The organism is Mycobacterium sp. NPDC004974 (assembly GCF_053600815.1).
Window position 1 is genome coordinate 37,138 of sequence record NZ_JBSGAQ010000011.1, and the last position, 19,305, is coordinate 56,442.

19 protein-coding genes are annotated in these 19,305 nt (G+C 65.4%); 8 read left to right on the top strand and 11 right to left on the bottom strand.

All coding sequences use genetic code 11. The features are described 5' to 3' along the window. Positions 1 to 2: 2 nt before the first annotated feature. Positions 3 to 359, top strand: coding sequence for a hypothetical protein (locus ACWEFV_RS22450; protein ID WP_450071785.1), 357 nt, complete (start codon positions 3 to 5; stop codon positions 357 to 359). A 2-nt stretch (positions 360 to 361) separates the two neighbouring features. On the opposite strand, the gene ACWEFV_RS22455 is transcribed toward ACWEFV_RS22450, so the two are convergent. The 5 genes from ACWEFV_RS22455 to ACWEFV_RS22475 all read right to left on the bottom strand — a co-directional run bounded on the left by ACWEFV_RS22455 (position 362) and on the right by ACWEFV_RS22475 (position 6,265). Beyond that, the gene (locus tag ACWEFV_RS22455; RefSeq protein WP_450071786.1) at positions 362 to 1,207 is read right to left on the bottom strand and encodes an ABC transporter permease; all 846 of its coding nucleotides are present in this window, start codon (positions 1,205 to 1,207) and stop codon (positions 362 to 364) included. Then, the gene (locus tag ACWEFV_RS22460) at positions 1,204 to 2,079 is read right to left on the bottom strand and encodes an ABC transporter permease (protein WP_135454622.1); all 876 of its coding nucleotides are present in this window, start codon (positions 2,077 to 2,079) and stop codon (positions 1,204 to 1,206) included. Before ACWEFV_RS22460 ends, ACWEFV_RS22455 begins: the two co-directional genes overlap by 4 nt. A 5-nt stretch (positions 2,080 to 2,084) precedes the next feature. Then, positions 2,085 to 3,278, bottom strand: a complete 1,194-nt coding sequence (locus ACWEFV_RS22465; RefSeq protein WP_450071787.1) for a polyamine ABC transporter substrate-binding protein — start codon at positions 3,276 to 3,278, stop codon at positions 2,085 to 2,087. 60 nt (positions 3,279 to 3,338) lie between these two features. Next, positions 3,339 to 4,367, bottom strand: coding sequence for an ABC transporter ATP-binding protein (locus ACWEFV_RS22470; protein WP_450071788.1), 1,029 nt, complete (start codon positions 4,365 to 4,367; stop codon positions 3,339 to 3,341). 428 nt (positions 4,368 to 4,795) lie between these two features. Further along, positions 4,796 to 6,265, bottom strand: a complete 1,470-nt coding sequence (locus ACWEFV_RS22475; protein WP_450071789.1) for an MFS transporter — start codon at positions 6,263 to 6,265, stop codon at positions 4,796 to 4,798. Between the two features lie 121 nt (positions 6,266 to 6,386). Here ACWEFV_RS22475 and ACWEFV_RS22480 point away from each other — a divergent pair, with 121 nt between their 5' ends. After that, positions 6,387 to 7,808, top strand: coding sequence for a purine-cytosine permease family protein (locus ACWEFV_RS22480; RefSeq protein WP_450071790.1), 1,422 nt, complete (start codon positions 6,387 to 6,389; stop codon positions 7,806 to 7,808). Here the strand turns inward: ACWEFV_RS22480 and ACWEFV_RS22485 are convergent. Beyond that, on the bottom strand, positions 7,770 to 8,834 hold the full coding sequence (locus ACWEFV_RS22485; RefSeq protein ID WP_450071791.1) for an isocitrate/isopropylmalate dehydrogenase family protein: 1,065 nt from the start codon (positions 8,832 to 8,834) through the stop codon (positions 7,770 to 7,772). The genes ACWEFV_RS22480 and ACWEFV_RS22485 overlap by 39 nt on opposite strands. A gap of 15 nt (positions 8,835 to 8,849) precedes the next feature. Continuing rightward, entirely contained in the window at positions 8,850 to 9,704 is an 855-nt protein-coding gene (locus tag ACWEFV_RS22490) for an alpha/beta fold hydrolase (protein ID WP_450071792.1), read from the bottom strand. A 405-nt stretch (positions 9,705 to 10,109) separates the two neighbouring features. On the opposite strand from ACWEFV_RS22490, the gene ACWEFV_RS22495 reads away from it, so the two are divergent. Then, entirely contained in the window at positions 10,110 to 10,988 is an 879-nt protein-coding gene (locus ACWEFV_RS22495) for a hypothetical protein (RefSeq protein ID WP_450071793.1), read from the top strand. A gap of 64 nt (positions 10,989 to 11,052) precedes the next feature. Here ACWEFV_RS22495 and ACWEFV_RS22500 read toward each other — a convergent pair whose 3' ends face one another. Both ACWEFV_RS22500 and ACWEFV_RS22505 read right to left on the bottom strand, forming a co-directional pair. After that, positions 11,053 to 11,355 carry a hypothetical protein gene (locus ACWEFV_RS22500; RefSeq protein WP_450071794.1) on the bottom strand — a complete coding sequence of 101 codons (303 nt, stop codon included), beginning with the start codon at positions 11,353 to 11,355 and terminating at the stop codon, positions 11,053 to 11,055. A 357-nt stretch (positions 11,356 to 11,712) separates the two neighbouring features. Continuing rightward, positions 11,713 to 12,234 carry a nuclear transport factor 2-like protein gene (locus tag ACWEFV_RS22505; protein WP_090511401.1) on the bottom strand — a complete coding sequence of 174 codons (522 nt, stop codon included), beginning with the start codon at positions 12,232 to 12,234 and terminating at the stop codon, positions 11,713 to 11,715. A 160-nt stretch (positions 12,235 to 12,394) separates the two neighbouring features. Here ACWEFV_RS22505 and ACWEFV_RS22510 point away from each other — a divergent pair, with 160 nt between their 5' ends. Then, positions 12,395 to 12,574: a hypothetical protein gene (locus tag ACWEFV_RS22510; protein WP_450071795.1), complete on the top strand. Its 180-nt coding sequence runs from the start codon at positions 12,395 to 12,397 to the stop codon at positions 12,572 to 12,574. Here ACWEFV_RS22510 and ACWEFV_RS22515 read toward each other — a convergent pair. Continuing rightward, a complete protein-coding gene (locus ACWEFV_RS22515; protein ID WP_135454644.1) occupies positions 12,571 to 13,416 on the bottom strand; it encodes an alpha/beta fold hydrolase in 846 nt (281 codons plus the stop codon). The two genes, ACWEFV_RS22510 and ACWEFV_RS22515, sit on opposite strands and share 4 nt — an antisense overlap. 128 nt (positions 13,417 to 13,544) lie before the next feature. Continuing rightward, positions 13,545 to 14,963, bottom strand: a complete 1,419-nt coding sequence (locus ACWEFV_RS22520) for an MFS transporter (RefSeq protein WP_450071796.1) — start codon at positions 14,961 to 14,963, stop codon at positions 13,545 to 13,547. Between the two features lie 64 nt (positions 14,964 to 15,027). On the opposite strand from ACWEFV_RS22520, the gene ACWEFV_RS22525 reads away from it, so the two are divergent. From ACWEFV_RS22525 to ACWEFV_RS22540, 4 genes are all read left to right on the top strand, one after another. Further along, positions 15,028 to 15,552, top strand: a complete 525-nt coding sequence (locus ACWEFV_RS22525; protein ID WP_450071797.1) for a CGNR zinc finger domain-containing protein — start codon at positions 15,028 to 15,030, stop codon at positions 15,550 to 15,552. A 205-nt stretch (positions 15,553 to 15,757) separates the two neighbouring features. After that, positions 15,758 to 17,128 (top strand): bifunctional lysylphosphatidylglycerol flippase/synthetase MprF, encoded by a 1,371-nt coding sequence (locus tag ACWEFV_RS22530; RefSeq protein ID WP_450071798.1) that lies wholly within the window; start codon positions 15,758 to 15,760, stop codon positions 17,126 to 17,128. Between the two features lie 43 nt (positions 17,129 to 17,171). Then, entirely contained in the window at positions 17,172 to 17,966 is a 795-nt protein-coding gene (locus ACWEFV_RS22535; RefSeq protein WP_210115516.1) for a rhomboid-like protein, read from the top strand. Continuing rightward, positions 17,963 to 19,264, top strand: coding sequence for a TrpB-like pyridoxal phosphate-dependent enzyme (locus tag ACWEFV_RS22540; protein WP_450071799.1), 1,302 nt, complete (start codon positions 17,963 to 17,965; stop codon positions 19,262 to 19,264). Before ACWEFV_RS22535 ends, ACWEFV_RS22540 begins: the two co-directional genes overlap by 4 nt. Positions 19,265 to 19,305: the final 41 nt, after the last annotated feature.

A 19,305-nucleotide genomic window follows, 5' to 3' on the forward strand; every position in this document is an offset into this window, starting at 1 on the left:
CAATGTCACGTGGAATCTTCAATTCCCCAGTCGCTCGGTGGTTCAATGCGGCCGCCGTGGGCCTCACCCGAGTCCCGGTGCTCGGCCGATGGATCGGCCACGGTGTGGTGGTCATCCGGTACACCGGCCGAAGGTCGGGCCGCACGTTCGAGACTCCGGTTTCCGTGACGCGCGACGGCAACCAGGTGACCATCAATGTGATGACGCCGGACAGCAAGAACTGGTGGCGCAACTTCCTCGGCGGGGGCGGCCGGCTCACCTTGCTGAACCTGGATGGCAGTGACCGTGCGGGGCACGCCGTTGCCCACCGTGACGGCCACGGCAAAGTGACCGTCACGGTGCAACTCGACGCACCCTGAGCTCAGGCGTCGACGCGCTTGCGCCGGTACAGCGTTCCGACCATGAGCAACAACAGGCTCACCACCAGGATCGCCGTGGCCAGCACGTTGATCTGCGGGGGCACCGCGGCCTTGACCGCCGCGTTGACATACAGCGGATAGGTGACCGTGGAGCCGCTGACGAAATACGTGATGATGAAGTCGTCCAGGGACAACGCGAACGACAACATCGCCGCGGCGACGATGCCCGGAACGATCAGCGGCAGCGTCACTTTGAAGAACGTTCTGGTCGGGCTCGCCCCGAGATCCATCGACGCGTCCTCGAGCGTCCAGTCGAAGCCGCGTACCCGGGCGCGCACCGTCATCGCGATGAAGCTGATCTGAAAGGCTATGTGGGCCAGCACGATCGTGGCGTAGCCGGTGGCCCAGTGCAGATCGAGGAACAGGGTCAGCAGCGACGCACCCATGACCACCTCGGGCGCGGTCAGCGGTAGCACGAGAAAGGTGTCGACCGCTTTCTGGCCGCGGAATCGTTGGCGCACCAGAGCGATTGCCACCAGTGTGCCCAGCACCAAGGCGATGGCGGTCGACACTGCGGCGACATTGAGGCTGAGCTTCAGCGCCTCGGTGAGTGCCGGGTACTTGAACGGGTGGGCCCAGTTGTCGAGCGTGAATCCCTGCCAGGTGTAGTTGAACTTGCCCGCCGGCTTGTTAAACGAGAACAGCACGATGACGAAGATCGGCAGGAACAGGTACAGCAAGACCAGACCGGCGACGATCCGCAGGGTCCAATCACCCCACCTCGGTGATCCCTTGACCACCGTCGGTACGGCCGGGCTCGTGGCTTCCGCCATCGCGGTCGATGTCATACCAAGTCCTCCGTGCCCAGCGCCCGCGTATAGAGCAGCACCCCGACCAGGATGATCGCCATCAGCACCATGCTGAGGGCTGCTGCTGCCGGGTAGTCCTTGACCACCAGGAACTGCTTCTGGATCACGTTGCCGATCATGGTGGTCTGAGTGCTGCCGAGGTAATCGGCATTGATGAAATCGCCGGCCGCGGGGATGAACACCAGCATGCTTCCGGCCAGCACGCCCGGCATCGACAGCGGCAGAATGACTTTGGTGAAGCTGCGGGTGTTCGACGAGTACAGGTCTTTGGACGCCTCGATCAGGCGTGGATCGATCTTCTCCAGACTCACGTAGAGCGGCAGGATCATGAAGATGATCCAGTTGTAGGTGAGGCCGCCGATCACCGCCCAGCTCGTCGAGAGCAGCCGACCTTCGCTCGGCAGCAATCCGATGGCCCCGAGCGCGTTGACCACCACCCCGTCGTCGGCCAGGATCGTCTTCCACGCGATGGTGCGGATCAGGAAGGTGACGAAGAACGGCAGGATCACCAGGCCCAAGATCAGGTTCTTGTACCGGCCGGCCTTGAAGGCGATGACGTAGGCCAGCGGAAACGCCAGCAGCGCACACAGCACGGTGGCGACAAATGCGTAGCCGAACGTCCGCAGGATCTGGTCCTGATACTCGCTGAATGCATGCAGGTAATTGCCGAAATTCCAGTCGAACTCGAGCGTCGGCAGATACACCGAACCGCCCGACGTCGACAACGAGGTGCGTGCCAACGAGAAGAAGGGCACCACGAAGAAGATCCCGAGGTACACCAGGGCCGGCAGGATCATCAGATACGGGGCGATCTTGCTCCGCTGCCGGCTACTGGTGGCTACTCCCGCCATCGGCGTCAGCCTCCGGTCACTGCGGCGTACAGACTGTTGAACTCCTGAGTCTGCTCGTCAGTGAGGGCCGGCCACGACTTGAGCTTGGCAAGGATGTCGGCCGGCGGGTTGATCAGCGGGTTGCTGGCCAGCTTGGGGTCGATCTTGGCCAGTTCGTCTGTCATGTCCGACAACACCGGAACGAACTGGGTGAACGCGATGAGCTTGGCGTAGTTCGCCCGGTCATAGACGTAGTCGATCCACGCTTCGGCGGCCTTCTGGTTCTGTGTGGTGTAGGGGATCACCATGGTGTCGATGAACCAGTCGCCGCCGGTCTCGGGCACGATGAACTTCAGGTCCGGGTTGTCGGCCTGCAGCTGGACCACGTCACCCGAATACGCCTGGGCGACAGCGATATTGCCGGCCGCGAGGTCGTCGGCGTAGTCGTTGCCGGTGAACCGGCGGATCTGGCCCTTGTCCTTCTGTTCGCGGATGAAATCGACGGCTTTCTTGATCGCCTCGGTGGTCGGTTCCTCAACGGAGTTGCCCTGCCACTGCATGATCATGCCGAGCCCGTCCTGGGTGTCGGACAGCAGGCTGACCCGACCCTTGAACGCGGGATCCCACAGATCGTCGATCTTGGTGATGTCACGTCCGGTGGCGGCGCGGTTGTACGCCAGGCCGACCATGCCGGTCATGTACGGCGCGGTGTAGTTGCGTCCCGGATCGGCCTTCGAATTGAGGAGGTCTTGGCGCAGGTTCTTCTTGTTGGGGACCCGTGTCTCGCTGATCTCGTTGAGCCACTTGAGTCCGGCGAGCCGCACCGCCATGAACTCGGTGGGCACGACGAGGTCGGAGCCGATGTCCTGCTGACGGGACAATGGTTCCTTGACCTTGGCGAACCACTGCTCGTTGTCGTTGAAATCTTCTTTGTAGTCCACCGTCAGACCGGTCTTGGTCTGGAATCCGGCGACGAACCCGTCGGCCATGTACAGCGGCCAGTTCGAGACGCGGAGGGTGCCGGTGGCCGGTGAGCCGTCGTCGGGTGCAGCCGAGGTGGCCGGGGCGCTGGATTTCTCGCCCGAGCTACAGGCGGCCAGGACCGAGGGCCCCAGCGCCAGTGCCGCCGCGGCAGCTGCACCGCCGCCCAGGAATCGACGGCGTGACGTGCGGTTCGCGGTAAGCCGGGCGAGCAGTCGGGGATCGAGGTTGTCGGGCATGGGCGACCTTTCGGGGAATTCGGGCGCTTCCGTGAATGAGGGGTGGCGGCTGGCGAGTGTCTACGTGTCGTCGAGCATCTCTTCGAGGTCTTCGGCGGTGGGTATGTCCGCGGCAGGCAGTACGCGCGAAGCTTCCGGCGACCAACTGACATGCACCGCGTCACCCGGGCGCAGCAGGGGTAGGTCCTGCTCGGGCCCGACATGGGCGATGATCGTCGAATCATCCGGCGCGGCAAGGGAAAGCCGGAGCACCGGACCCTGGAAGGTCAGGTCCTTGACGGTGGCGGGCACGGTGGCCACATCCCCGGTCGGAATATCCATGGAGACGCGGACCCGCTCGGGACGGATCATCAGGGTCGCCTGACCGCCGGGTTCGATGGTGGTATCGCCAGGTTTGGCCTTGAGCGTCGTTCCGAGCACGTCCACCTCGACGAAGTCCCGGTTGGTCCGCCCCGTCTGCCGGCCCGGCCACAGGTTGGCCTGACCGATGAAGCTGGCGACGAACACGGTCGCCGGGCGGTCGTAGATCTCGGTGGGGCTGCCGATCTGCTCAACGTTTCCGTTGTTCATCACCGCGATCCGGTCGCTCATGGTGAGCGCCTCTTCCTGATCGTGGGTGACGTAGATGAACGTGATGCCGACCTCGCGCTGGATACGTTTCAGTTCGAACTGCATCGCATGGCGCAGTTTGAGATCGAGGGCGCCGAGCGGCTCGTCGAGCAGAAGTGCGCTGGGGTAGTTGACCAGGGCGCGGGCCAATGCGACCCGCTGCTGCTGGCCGCCCGAGAGCTGGCCCGGCTTGCGCTTGGCGAAGTCGGTGAGCCGGACGATCTCCAGCAGCTCGTCGACGCTGCGCTTGATCTCGGCCTTTTCCTTCTTCATGCTCCGCGGCCCGTAGGCAACGTTGTCCCACACTGTCATGTGCGGGAACAGCGCGTAGTGCTGGAAGACCGTGTTGACGTTGCGCTTGTGCGGTGGCACGCGAGAGACGTCGACGCCCTCGAGCCGGATGGCGCCCGCGGTCGGGCTTTCGAAGCCGGCGATCATGCGCAGCGTGGTGGTCTTCCCGCAGCCCGAGGGGCCCAGCATCGAGAAGAACTCACCCGATGCGATGGTGAAGTCCGCCTCGGCTACGGCTACGTAGTCGCCGAACCGTTTCGTGACGTGGTCGATCTCTATGACCGGCTCGCCACTGCGTGGCGAGCCGTCGTGTCCCGTCGACTTGTCGACGGCGGTGATATCTGGGCCGGTCAGCGGAATCCTCCTCCAGTACAGCCGGGAAGCTGTCGGTAAACAATCGCCGATGGAGCCGACCTTCGCAACCGTTTCCGCAATGAATTAACAATTTTTCAATGGAATCCTTCGTCAGAACCGGGTTGACAGCGCGATTCCATAGCATGGCAGCGAGCGGCCACGGCGGGTGCGGTCGGTCCATGGTCCGGATGGTCAGTGACTGGCTGGGCTCAAGTTTCGCAGCTCAGCGGGCTGGCACGACGGGAATCCGGCGACTGGAGGAATCAGCCCCACTCGTGGTTCATCGCGCGGGACTCGGACATGGTGCGCACAGACTCGCCGTGGCGGTCGGGTGCGCGCGACACCGCGATGAGAGCCATCGCGAGGGCGGCTGTGACCGCTCCGGCGACGAAGATCGTCACGAAGCTGCCCTCCGATGGCACCATGCGATGCCCGAGCAGCACCGCGACGACCGCCGCCGCGACGGAGCTGCCGATGGTCCGCGCGATCGCGTTCATGCTCGTGGCGATGCCTGTCTCGCCGGCGTCCACCTCACTGACGACCAGCGCGGGCAACGCGCCGTATCCCAGGCTGATGTAGGCGTTGGCCAGCACGCCGGCCAGGACCACCTGCCAGGGCCGGTCATGGGCGACGGCGAGCATGACGAATCCGGCGATACCGGCGACCGCGGCCACCACCAGCACTCGACGCGCGCCGTACCGGTCGATGTACCGGCCGCTGACCAGCGCCACCACAAAACCGGTCAACGCTCCGGGGAGCAGGAAATACACGCTGGCTTGCAGCACGCTGGCCCCGAATCCGTAGCCGGCGGCCTGACGGGACATCTGCACGAACTGGGTGAGGCCGAGGAAAGCGAAGTACAGCCCCATGCCGACCAGGATCGTGGCCAGGTTGGTCAGCAGGATGGGTCGCCGGGCCAGCATCGTGGTCGAGACCAGAGGATCGGCGGTCCGTCGTTCCCACCACCACCAGCCGACCAGCACGCCGACACCGCCGGCCAGAAAGCCGATCGTCCCCGGATGCGTCCACCCCCACGAGTTGCCCTGGGTGATCGCCAGCAGCACCGACGACAGGCCGACCGCCAGGCCCGCGGCGCCCAGCCAGTCGATTGTGCCGCCGGCCTCAGGCTTGCGGTTGGGCACAATCGCGACCGCCACCACGATGACGACGGCGGTGAAAGCGGTGGTGAGCCAGAAGACGCGGTGATACCCGGCGTCGCCCGACATCAGCAGGCCGGTGACGACGAGGCCGACACCGCCGCCGAAACCGAGCGTTCCGGACAACACCGACATCGCGCCGACCAGACGATCCTCGGCGAGTTCTTCCCGCAGGATCGCGATGCTGATCGGGTAGAGCGCGTAGGAGGCGCCCTGCAGGATGCGTGCCGCCACCAGCAGCGGCACCGACGCGGTCACCGCGGCCAGCACTGAACCTGCCAGCACCACCACCAGCACACCGAGCAGGACGCGTTTCTTGCTGTAGAGATCGGCGAGCCGGCCGATCAGCGGGGTCGAGGCCGCTGCCGCCAGCAGGTTGGCGGTGACGGCCCAGCTGACCGCCACCCCGGAGGTGTTCAGCTGGCGGGCGATGATGCCCAGGATCGGGACTACCGCGGTCTGGAGGATGGCGACGGTAAGTGCCACCAGGCTCAGGCCGGCGATCAGGACACCGGGGCGGCGGGGCGCCCCGGGCACAGCGGGGGAGGCGGACCGGTCGGTTTCGGTCCTCGCCACTTACCGCTCCGATCCATAGCTAATCTTTGTGTTTCTCGATTATGGCCTTGGGTTGTCACGGGCCTGCCCACCGGGGTGATCGCTCAGTGCCACACCGTCGGGACCGTGGTCGAATAGACGAATGGCTTTCGGAGTCAGTGCGCTCAACGCGTCCACGTTCAGCGGGCGCCGCCCGACCGGCGCGGGTGATCTGACCGTGGAAACCCATGGGATCGCACCCCTGGCCGCCGACCAACGGTACGGACACCCCGCCCGGCTGTTCACGGTGTGGTTCGCGCCGCAGGTGAACATGACCGGAGTATTCACCGGGACATTGGCGATCACCCTCGGGTTGGGCTTCTGGCTGGGACTGCTGGCCATGGTGATCGGCACGGTTCTGGGTTCCGCCGTGGTCGCATACCTCTCGACGTGGGGGCCCCGCACCGGGGCGGGTCAACTTCCCAACGCGCGCATGGCATTCGGCGGGCTGGTCGTGGTGCCGGGCATCTTGCAGTGGGGATCGTCGATCGCCTGGGACGCACTTGTCGGGTTGTTCGGCGGGGAGGCGCTCGCGGCGCTGCTGGGCATCCCGTTCTGGAGCGCGGTGTTGATCGTCCTCGCCGTCCAGGGCGTCGTCGGATTCTTCGGCTACGAGTTGATCCACCGGCTGCAGGCGGTGTTGACCGTCATCCTCTTCATCACCTTCGCGGTCTTCACCGTCAAACTGGTCGGCGGACATGACATCGTCGTGGCGCCGTCCGCGGCAGGTGCCGATCTGGCCGGAGCTTTCGTTTTCGAGGTCACCATTGCACTGAGCCTGGCGATCTCGTGGGCCAGCTACGCCGCCGATTTCAGTCGCTATCTCCCGAGCGACTCGCCGCGGCGGCAGGTGTTCGGATACTCGTTCGCCGGGATCGTGTTGGGCTACATATTCGTTCAGGGCATCGGGATCGCGGCCGCGTCGGTGATCGGCGAGCACACCGCCGACGGTGTTCACGCCGTCATGGGCGGGGGCCTGCTCGGCGGCCTGGCCTTGTTGGTGATCGCGCTCGCGGCGATCGGCTCGGGCGTGATGAACGACTACAGCGGCTCCTTGGCATTACAGACCATCGGTGTGCGGGTGCGTCGGCCGGTTTCGGCGATCATCGTGACGGCACTGGCCTTCGGCTTGATCCTGTGGTTGCACGCCGCGGACACCGCGACCAGGTTCACCGATGTCCTGCTGTTGGTCAGCTATTGGATTCCGGCGTTTGTCGCCGTGATCGTGGTGGATTGGGCGATCCGTACCCGTGGACGCAGCAGTATCGATCCAAGCGCCGAACTCACCGGGCGCCGCGATGCGGTGGCGGCCCTGGTCACCTTCCTGGTGGCTTACGTAATCGCCGTACCGTTCATGAATACCACCCTGATCCAGGGTGCGGTGGCCACCGCATGGCACGGGGCCGACCTCGCCTACTTCGTCAATTTTCTTGTGGCGCTGCTTCTTTACGGTGGTTACCGACTGCTGACACGGCGGGTGGCTCGGTCAGGGCAGTGCGGCCAGGACATGCTCGGTGAACGCTGACGTGGACGCGCTGCCCCCGACGTCGGCGGTACCCACACCGGCATCGAGGGTCCGCCGCACGGCGTCCTCGATGCGATCTGCGGCAACACCGAGCGCCGGTGTGCCGCCGTCGCGGCCCGCCAGCCACCGCAGCAGCATCGCGGTGGACAGGATCATCGCGACCGGGTTGGCGATGTCGCGTCCGGCGATGTCGGGCGCGGACCCGTGGGCTGCCTGCGCCATCGCGTGAGTGTGCGAGGCGTTGATGGAGGGCGCCATCCCGAGTGAGCCACTCAACTGGCCCGCGAGGTCGGACAGGATGTCGCCGAACATGTTTTCGGCGACGATCACATCGAAGTCGCGGGGGTGGCTCACCAATCGAGCGGCGAGTGCGTCGATGTGCTCCCCACGGACTTCGACGTCCGGGTAACTTTCTGCGACCGCCAGGCACACGTCCCGGAACAGCCCGGTGGTTTTGGCCAGGACATTCGTCTTGTGGGCGATGGTGACCGACTTGCGCCGAGCGGTCGCCAACTGGAATGCCTGATGAGCGATCCGCTCACAGGCGGTCCGGGTGAAAACGGCGACGGCCAGCGCGACATCGGGTGTGGGCATGAATTCGCCTGCGCCGTCGTACATGTTGCGGTCGGCGTAGAACCCTTCGGTGTTCTCCCGGACGATGACCACGTCGAGATCGGGACATACGGCGTGGACAGATGCACTCAGGGTGCGGGCCGGCCGGATGTTGGCGAACAAGTTGTAGCGCTTGCGGATTGCCCCGCCGGGGGACAGTGTGCCGCGGAACTGCTCGGGGTAGCCGGCGTTGTCGTGCGGACCGAGGATCCAGCCGGGCAGCCCGTCGAGTTCGGCCAGCGTCGGTTCTGGCAGTGGGGTTCCGAATTCACCGATCGCTTCGAGGCCGAACGGCAGTTCGCGCCAGTGCACGCCGATCGACACACCGGCCAAGGCCCGTTCAGCGACGCTGGTGGCCGAATCCACGATCTCAGGCCCGATACCGTCGCCGAGAAGCACTCCCAGGGTCAGCACACTGTCATCCTCCGCTCAAACCGGATGGGCTGCGAACCACTGCAGCAACATTTCCGCGATTTCCGCAGGTTTCTCTTCCGGAAGCCAGTGCGAGGCCCCGTGGAGCGTTTCGAACCGGTAAGGACCACCGACGTAATTCGCGGTGTCGTGCGCCGGTTTGGCGGTGATCGCGATGTCGCGGTCACTCCAGACATATAGCGTCGGCACGGAGATCTTGTCTGCTGCGCCCAGGCCGGGGCCGGACCGGCTCAACGGCATGGCGCGGTACCAGTTCAGCGCGGCGGTCAGGGCCCCGGGCTCAGCCATGGCCCGAGCGTCGCGTTCGGCGGCCTCGGGCGGTAGCCCGCTGTGGATCAAAGATCGGGCAATGGCTGCGCCTTCGCCGTCGCGCCCGAGCATCAACCGCTCGGACACCCACGGCAGTTGATTGACGTACATGTACCACGACGCGAGTCCCTGTCGGCTGGTCAGGAGGGACCGCAGGAACGCCATCGGGTGGGGCACCGACAGCGCCGACAACGACGCCAGCTTCTCAGGTGCGTGGCCGGCCACGCTCCAGGCCACTGCGGCGCCCCAGTCATGACCCACGAGATGGACACGGTCGGCGCCGCTGGCATCGATCAGAGCGAGGGTGTCCTTCACCAATTCCGTCGCGCGGTAGTCGCGGCGACGAGTCGGCCGGGCGCCGGGCGAGTACCCCCGCTGATTGGGCGCCAGGCACCGGAACCCCTTGGCGGTCAGCAGAGAGATGACCGGCTCCCAGCTGATGTTCTGCTGCGGAAAGCCGTGAAGCAGCACGACCACCGGACCGTTGGCGGGACCGTGATCGATGACATCGAAGACGAACTCCCCGCGGCGGTATTGATCCATACGTGCATCATGCCAAGCCGTTCGGTGGACACGTGGGCGTTGGGGTGTGGCTGACCCCGTCCCCGGCGATGCCGGCGGAGGGGAGCGCTTCGCGACGGTGGGCGTCCGGAGGCCCGGCGATCGCGATGTGCCGACCCGCGCGGCCGTTGCCGGTACGGCCAACTACATCGGCCGTCGGCACAAGCTTTCTCCGGTCAGATGTGTACTTCCCGTCGCGAGTACGTCGGCATTGACGAGAGTGGTTGTTTGCCAGGCGATCCCGTCTAGCCGCTGACTTCATCGGCCGTGACCTTTCGGTGGCCAACTTGTAACGGCAACGTGGCGGCGGTCGGGTGCCTGCCCGGTTGCAGCGCGTGCACGGATTGTTGTACCAATCATCAGGTGTGCGCGGGAAGGATCATCTGAATGAGCGGGATTGGGGCAGAAGACGTTCCAGGGCACTGGCTGACCGCGGCAGAAGTCGCCCGGGCATCGCAGCTGCGCGAGGACTTGGTCGAGCGATTCCTGCCGGCCGGACAACCGCAGGAGAATCTCTACGGACGCGATCTCGTGTCGGTCGCCCGGTTCGTCAAGGTGCTCACCGATCTGGGAACACCGACCGCTGCCGTCGAAGTGGCTGTGGCCGAATTGCGGGCCCGCCCGGACGCGGCGTTCAATGTGGCTCTTCGGGGCGGCGGCAGTGCCGGTCGGTGGCCTATGAGTCCGAAGCTGACCGGTAACCGGACCCGAGTGTGGAAGGCGATCGGTGCGACGACCGCCGCCGCGTTACTCGTCGGCGGCGTCGTGGCGGTCACGCTGCCAGGGCACGAGGATGAGGCGACCGCTGCAGGACCGACACGTGCCGCCGCGGCGAAACCCGTTCCTGCCGAGGTGGTTGCGTCAGCCGTACGTGACGAGCCGGGCGCCAAGCCCGCCCAGGCTTTTTCCGCGGCCAAACCGGATCCGGTCTGCGTTCAGTGGCAGCGGGCCAGCGCTGGGTACGACGGCAAGCAACAGGCCTGGGTCAAGACCGATCATCGGGTTCCGGCCTCGCGCTGGTCAGCCAAGCAACGGTCGGTGACACTGGCTGTCGTCCCGGTCATGCGCGAGGAGGCCGCTGAATTGCGCGCATTGGCCGACAAGGCCGCGGATCCGCTTCTGGCGGGATTGCTGCGGGCTCAGTCCCGGTACGTGGACAGCTACGCCGCCAAGCTGCCGAAGTTCGAACCGGCACAGCATGCTAACTGGACAGCAGCCACCGCGATGGACGCTGCGGTGAAAGCGGTTTGCTCAACGCCACGTTGAGCGTTTCGGCCCGGTATCTGGTGGGGCACTTGGGGATGAGTGCCCCACCAGAAATCGGGCTTGGTTACATCGGCATCCAGCGATCGAGGAACCAGAAGCCCCAACCGCGGCCATCACCGGCAGGCATCGGGGTCACCCGCTGGCCATTCCACTCGAACGGTTGATGATCGCGGCGCGCGGCGTCGATGTTACGACCGTGCCAGTCGTCGGGCCGAAAGCCACGGTCGTCATGGCGGTCGCACTGAGGCGCACCCGGACGGTCGCAACCAGGGCCCGGGTCGGCGTTGGCGGTGCCGATGCCCAGCAACCCGGCCATGCCGATTCCTGCCGCCATCGCCGATATGCCCACGGATTTTTTGAAAGGCATTGCTTTACTCCGTTTCTGACCAGTGCGACGACGGTGCCGCACGGAGAGCAAAGCTATTTCGGTGGATTGTGTTTGCCCTGTGCTGACGGTTGGCACGTGCTGTGTGGTCGGTAACGGGATGAAAACTGCTTGGAATCAATGATATTGAATGCTGACAGCCAACTCCCAGACCCGACCCGGCCGAGCGCTGCCAATGCGGGCGAGACGACGGCCTTTTTTCGAGGTCAACCCCTCAGCCGGGCCGGCGGCTGAGGTTCTCAGCAACGGCGAAGGTGCATTCGTGATGCGCCAAGGCACTTCCCAGGAAGAGACCGAGCTGCCAACAGTAATGCCGGCCCTGCGCGCGGAAACCCACATTCACCAGGTCAGGTTGTGCTTCTCGAAGTGACGGGCCAACGCCTCCATGTACTCGTCGCCGTGGAAGGGTCCGCGGGCACCGATCGCCTTTTCCAGGAACGGGCCGTACTCCTCGTCATTGACGTAGGTCGACCAGTGGGTGATCTGCCCGTCGTCGTTGGTATCGATGAAGCTGATCGAGTAGAAGCCCATCGTCTCGCCGTCGGCTGTCGTGCCCTCCCAGCGGTAGCGCATGACGAGGCCGTTCTCGGCAGGCCAGAACTTGTGGTCGACGGGTTTCCAGTCGGGGAAGACCACCGAATAGGCCTTGGCCTCAACGGTGGCCGCGACGTCGAAGGAGGTCGCCACGTCCTTGAGCACGAGTTCCTGCCCTGCCACGAAGTAGGGCGAGGTGTACACGGCGTCGTCGGTGAACTCCCACTCGTCGTATGACTCGCCTTCCTGCACTTTCCGCAGCACGTACTTGTCGCGGTAGCTCTCCGCCATGCGGCGGTGTTTGGCGATTCGATCGACCAGATCCATTGCGGTCCTTATCCGTTGGGGGAGCGGTAGGGCCAGTCAAACGGCTCATGTGGCGTGGCCCACACAAGTAATATACATACCTGTATCAAAGATACAACGATGAATTTTCTGGCTGGTGGGGGTTGCCGAGAACCTGTGTCCGCCCTGGGTGGATGCGGTCGTGGCTGAACGGTGGACCCGGCAGCGGGTGCAGGCCGAACTGCCGGCCAAGGCGCTGATCGCCGCCAACGTGGGAATCACGCTGGGCAGCCCCATCGATTCCGAGGACCTCTACCGGCCGCTCGTGGAGATGGTGGTGGTAAACGTCGAGTCCGCGGAATCGACCGTGCTGGAGACCTAGGCCCGGGTCAAGAACCCCAGCACGGTCTGCTCGAAGGCCTCCTTGGCCTCGATCATGGCCCAGTGTCCACAGTTCGGGAACACGTGCAGTTCGGCGTTCGGGATCGTCCGCATCGGGATCAGTGCCATATCGAGCGGGCTGACCCGGTCATCGCGGCCCCAGGTCAGCAGCGTGGGGGCGGCCACCCTGTGCATCTGTGCCCACGGCATCGGCGCATCGGACGAGCGCATGGCGGCCATCATTCCCGCAAAAGCCGCTTTGCCGTACATCCGCTTGGCCGCGGCCAGCGTCGTGGGGTCGGTTGCCAGTTCCCACCGCTGTTCGATGAGTTCGTCGGTGACCAGTGCCGGGTCGAACACCATCGAGTTCAACCAATCGATCAGGCGCTGGCGGGTCGGGTCTTCGGTGAATTCCTGCAGCAGCCGGATGCCTTCGCTGGGGCCCGGGCTGAATACGTTGGTTCCAATGCCACCGATGGTGACGAGCCTGCCAATGCGGTCCGGCTGCCGGATGGCGAAGTTGATGCCCACACCGCCGCCCATCGAGTTGCCGACGATGTGCACACGGTCGATGCCGAGGGCGTCGACGAAGGGGGCCACGACGCCCTGCGCGGTCACCATCGGGTGGCCGCCGATATCGTCGGTGACGCCGAATCCCGGGAATTCCAGTATCAGGCAACGGAATTGCTGGGCGAAGGTGGGCAGGATTCCCCGGAAATTGCGCCAGCCGGTCACTCCGGGCCCGGAGCCGTGCAGGAACAACAGCGCCGGTCCATCACCGGTGTCGTAATACCGCAAGACGCCTGCGGATGTCTCGATCTCCCTCAGTTCCAGCTCGGTCATGCCGACCAACCTACGGGTGTCTGGCCACCGGCTGGTCGGCGGTCCCGCCCCGTGGAACACGATCTCGTGAGGCGTCCGTCACTGCTCCGCCGGTTTGCCGTGGGAGTAGATCGGAATCCGTCACCGCCTTATCTAACGACGTTGCAGGATCTTTCGCGGTGGAACAGCACGGTGCTGATCGCCCCGCCGCAGAGGGCAACGGCGCCACAAGTAAGGACGGCGACCACCACCGCGAATGTTGACGCTCCGTCGCGCACATTCGCTGCCTGACTGATGGTGCCGCACAATGCGATGCCGATGGTCAGCCCGAGTTGCCGGGCGGCATTGGCCGCTGCGGCGGCCACTCCCGCCCGTGCCGGCGGGACCGACGTCGCCGCGACGGCGGGCAGCACGGGGGACACGATCGCGGCACCGATGCCGGTCCCGATGAGCATCGCGATCAGTGAAGTCCAATCCGGGTGCAACATCAATGTCGCACCGGGCAGACAGGCCAGTCCGGTGAGCAACGTTCCGCCGCCGAGCACCCAGCTGCGCGGTGCATGGTGCAACCGCGCGCTCAAGGTCAGCGACACCAGGATGAACGCGGCAAGTTGTACCGTCAGCACCAGAGCGGCTTGCAGGGGCTGCATGCCACGGTTGGTCTGCAACCACCACGACAGGACCGGTAGTGCGGCGAAAGCTGCGAAGTAGTAAGCGAATCCGGCAACGAGCACGGCGATGAATCCTCGTGTCGCGAAAAGGTCCGGCGGTAGTAGCGGATGGGCGGCGCGGCGTTGGACCGAGACGAACAAGCAGACCGCGGCGAGGCTCACCGCGGCCGCCCCCAGGGTCCCGGCCGACGTCCAACCGGACTCACCGGCATTGATCACCGCGAATGTGGTCCCTGTCATCGCCGTGGTGATGAGGGCCATTCCCACGACGTCGAGTCGTGCGTGCACCGGGTGCTCCCGTGACAGCGATTGCACGCCGATGATCACGGCGAACACACATATCGGCACCGCACCGAGAAACAACCAGCGCCACGTGATGAATTGGGTCACGGCTCCACCGGCGATCGTTCCCATGGTGCTGCCGATTCCCGCGACCGCACCCCATACAGCGAACGCGATTCCGCGCGTCCGACCGCGGTAATGCTCGGTCAAGAGCGGAACGACCGTTCCGAAGATCGCCGCGCCGCCCGTCCCCTGGATGACGCGCGCCGCAACCAGAACGCCACCGTTCGTGGCGGCCGCACATCCCACCGATGCCACCCCGAAAACGATCAGCCCGACCAAGAACAGCCGCCGGTGTCCCCACCGATCTCCGAGGGTTCCCATGGCCATCACGAGCGCGGCGAGTGCGAGGGTGTACCCGTCGATGATCCATTGGGCTGTTGCGAATCCGGCACCGAGCCGGCCTGCGATGTTCCCGGCGCTGACCGTCACGACGGTGGTGAACGCGAGTAAGAGGAAGGTCGCCAGGCAACAGGCCACCAACGGGCGCCAATCCCGGTGTCGATCGGGTGCAACGTCGTGAACGGGGGCGGAATTGGGGGAGCTCGTGGGCATGGTCTGACCCTGATGTAATGGTCTTGTGCATGTAAACCATTACATGGAGCCCTTGCTGCGGAACGTGACCGATCTGGTCAATCGGCCCGCCTCCACACCGGCCGACCTGGAACAGCGCTGGACGGCTCGTCACATGCCCATCCACTGTCGCGTCACGCGCGCCGACGTACGACAGGTGAGGGATTTCCTGGCAATCTGGGCGGATGTCGTCGACGCCGACACTGAAGAGAGCCGGGTCACGCTTCTCAACCAGCTACTGGCTCGATTCGCCACCAGTCCGTCGATCACCAATCACGATGGCAGTGGCTGGCATCTGCACTACCGCGATGCCGACGCCGGCTTCGCCGCAACGCTGGCCGGGGCCACGAGCGCTGCGGCGGCTCAGTTCCTCACCGAACGCGGGATGCAACGTATCCGGCGTTGCGCCCGCGAAGGATGCACCACGGCATTCGTCGACTTCACCCGACCCGGCACACAGAAGTACTGCAGTCACGGCTGCGCCAATCGCGATGCGGTCAGGAGACACCGAGCCAATCCCGCCCGCGGCGCGCCGCTGAAACCTCCTCGCAGGCAGGGCCGCGCCGTTTGACGATCGGATAGCGACCCCGGCGCCGGGCCGAGGGCGCACTCGGTCTGAGCTCTGTCGGGTTCGCCCGTCAGCGGCTTGTCAGCACGCGGCATGCCAGGTTCGTATATTGGGTGGTAGAGCGAACGATCCGTGCGTTCCGGTCAACACTGGGAAGACCGCAGATGTGACTACGTCACCGGCACCCTCATCACGCCCACGTTCCGGCGTGACGACCGATCCTGCCGGGACCGACACGTACCGCAGGTTCCGGTTGCGAATCCTGCTGTGCGTGGTGGTAGTGACCCTCGCGGGCAGTGCGACGGCACTGGTTCTCGAGCACAACACCGGCCGGGTCGGCCACGAGTCGGTGCTGACGAGTCTGGTCGCGGTGTCATTGGCCGCGACGATTCTGCTGCACGGTCTTCTCCTCGGACGCCCGCTGACCTTGGCTCATGGGGCTACCGCCGCGGCGGCACTGTTGCTGGCGACATTCGCCGTGATGCTTGGGCATCCGGCAGACGCGTGGATCTGCCTCGTCCTCTCCGCCGCGATGTTGATCAGACCGCGGAGGTCGACGGCTCAACCAGATGCCTTACGTTCGGTGGCCGCTCTGGTCGACAACACACAGGGCGACCCACTGGCGCCCTTCGCAATGGCTGCGGGCAAAAGCTACGTGTTCTCAGCGGACGGCACGGCTGCGCTGGCCTATCGGACGGTGGCCGGTTTTGCGGTGGCCAGCGGCGATCCGATCGGAGACCAGGCCCGTTACCCGGAGGTTGTCGCCACATTCGCTGCCCTGTGTCGGACGCAGGGCTGGCGCATCCTGGTGCTGGGCGCTTCGGAGCGCAGCCTGACGTTGTGGCGCGATCGTGCGGTGATCGGCACCGCGCTGCGGGGCATCCCCATCGGACGTGACGTCGTGGTGGAGGTCGACCGTTTCGACTTGGCCGGCCGGTCCAAGCGCAATCTCAGGCAGGCTGTCCAGCGAACTCGCAATGCGGGCGTCACTAGCGAAGTGATCGCTGAGTCGGACGTCGATGAGACGCTTCGGGCTGAACTTGTCGATGTGATGCGGCAGTCGGGTAAGGCGGTCGGCGCCGAGCGCGGGTTCTCGATGATGCTCGGTGACACCTTGTCCGGCCGCTATCCCGGTGTGTGGCTGATCGTCGGACGGGACCGTGGGGGACGGATACAGGCGTTCCAGCGTTTTGCCGGCGCGGGTGGCGGGACCGAACTGAGTCTTGATCTCCCGTGGCGCCGGCTGAGCGCCCCGAATGGGATCGACGAGCGGCTCACCGTGGACATGATCGGCTGGGCACGATCGCACGGGGGAGAGCGGGTCTCGCTGGCATTCGCCCCATTTCCCGATCTCTTCGGGAATGACCGCAGCGGGGAGGTTCTTGTCCGAGTGCTGCGGACACTCGCTCATGTCGGGGATCGGCTCATCAAGCTGGAGTCGTTGTATCGATATGTGCGCAAGTTCGGTGCGATGGCTGAGCATCGGTACGTGTTATTGCCGGTGGTCGACGCGCTTCCGGCGGCTGCCGTGTTCTTGATACTTGAACTAGCTCCGCACCGCACCTCAGCAGCCGATTGACCAGCATTTTTCGGTGCCCACCAGGTCGGTATGCTGGATCGGGATGTTGTCGCGAGTGTTCTCCAGTTTGGTCCGGGTGCGTGTCACCCTGGCCTACGCGGCGGCACTGTTCACGATCGCGTCCCTGCTGCTCATCTTGGGGCCCAAGGTGCAGGACCGCGTGGTCAGTCATCTGAGCACCAATCTGGAGAACCTGGGGCAGGGCCACCTGGGAACACTCCTGGGAAGTGCCTTCGTCACCGCCGAGGGATACACGTACCTGCTGCTGCCAGGACTGGTGTGCCTGCTGGCGCTGGCAGAGCTGGTGTGGTGCAGCAGGCGGTTGATCCAAGCGTTCGCGCTCGGTCATGTCGGAGCCACCCTGATCGTCGCGGCCGGTTTGGCCGCCGCGATCAAGCTCGGCTGGCTGCCGATCTCGGTTGCCCACGCCCAAGACGTGGGGCTGAGCTACGGCGCGATCGCCGTCCTCGGCACCCTGACCGCGGCGATACCGATGCGGTGGCGCGCGGCGTGGATTGCCGGCTGGGTGACAATTGCCCTGGTGATCGCGGTATCGGGGACAGATTTCACTGCGGTCGGACACGCCATCGCGTTGATTCTCGGGATCGTGTTGTCGACCCGGTTCAGCTCTGACTCGACCTGGACACCGGCCCGGCTGGTGCTGCTGGCCATCGGTGTCGGGTTCGGACTGCTGCTTCTGGTTGGAGTGTCCTTTTCGGTGGCGCCGATCGCGCTGCCCGCGGGTGTTGTGGTCGCCGCGATCGCGACATGGGCTTGGTGGCGGTGGCTCGGTGCGTCGAAGCCCGGCGACGCGCGCCTGATTACAGTGTCCGCATGACTTTGCACGCCGACGCTACTCATCCGGATCTGGTTTCCGTCGGGGTGCCGACGCACTGGTACAACCTGGCCGCCGAGCTGGACCAGCCGATCCCGCCCCATCTGCATCCGGGCACCAAGGAACCGGTCGGCCCCGATGACCTCGCGGCGCTCTTCCCGAGCGGATTGATCGCCCAGGAAGTATCCACCGAGCCGTACATCGAGATCCCGGAGGTGGTGCGCGACATCTACTCGATGTGGCGTCCCTCGCCGCTGATCCGGGCCCGTCGGTTCGAGCAGGCGCTGAACACCGGCGCCCACATCTACGTCAAGTACGAGGGTGTCAGCCCGGTCGGCAGCCACAAGACCAATTCTGCGGTGGCGCAGGCCTATTACAACAGCATCGACGGAGTCCGGAAGCTGACCACCGAGACAGGTGCCGGGCAGTGGGGTAGCGCCCTGTCGTTCGCCGGAGCCCAGTTCGGCCTCGAGGTCGAGGTATGGCAGGTCCGTGCATCCTATGAGTCGAAGCCCTACCGCGGTCATCTGATTCGCACGTACGGCGGCACCGTGCACTCGAGCCCGTCGAATCTCACCGAGTCGGGTCGCGCGATCCTCGCGGCGACGCCCGACACCACCGGCAGTCTCGGGATGGCGGTGAGCGAGGCGGTCGAGGTGGCGGCAGCCAACGCCGACACCCGCTATGCCCTCGGCAGCGTGCTGAACCACGTGGTCCTGCATCAGAGCGTGATCGGGCTGGAGGCCGTTGCGCAGCTCGCCGCCGTCGAGCCGGACGGGGCCGACGTCGTCTTCGGCTGCGCCGGTGGCGGATCCAACCTCGCCGGCCTGGCATTCCCGTTCCTGCGCGAGAAGATCCATGGCCGGTCGAACCCGAAGGTGATCGCCGCGGAGCCGGCCGCGTGTCCGTCGATCACACAGGGCGAGTACCGCTACGACCACGGCGACGTGGCAGGCCTGACCCCGCTACTCAAGATGCACACGCTCGGAATGGATTTCGTACCCGACCCGATCCATGCGGGTGGGCTGCGCTACCACGGGATGGCGCCGGCGCTGAGCCATACCGTCGAGCTGGGTCTGGTCGAAGGCGTCGCTGTCGGGCAGCATGATGCGTTCTCTGCGGGGGTGCTGTTCGCGCGGACCCAGGGCATCGTGCCCGCACCCGAGGCCACGCACGCGATCGCCGCCGCCGCCGCACACGTGGCCGATGATCCGGCCGAGCAGGTGGTCGTGATCGGGCTTTCGGGTCACGGCCAACTCGATCTGCCGGCGTATGCGGAGTTCTTGGACGGGAATTTCTGAGCCTGCCCGAGGGGTCTTGACCGTCGGGCGAACGGATTCCC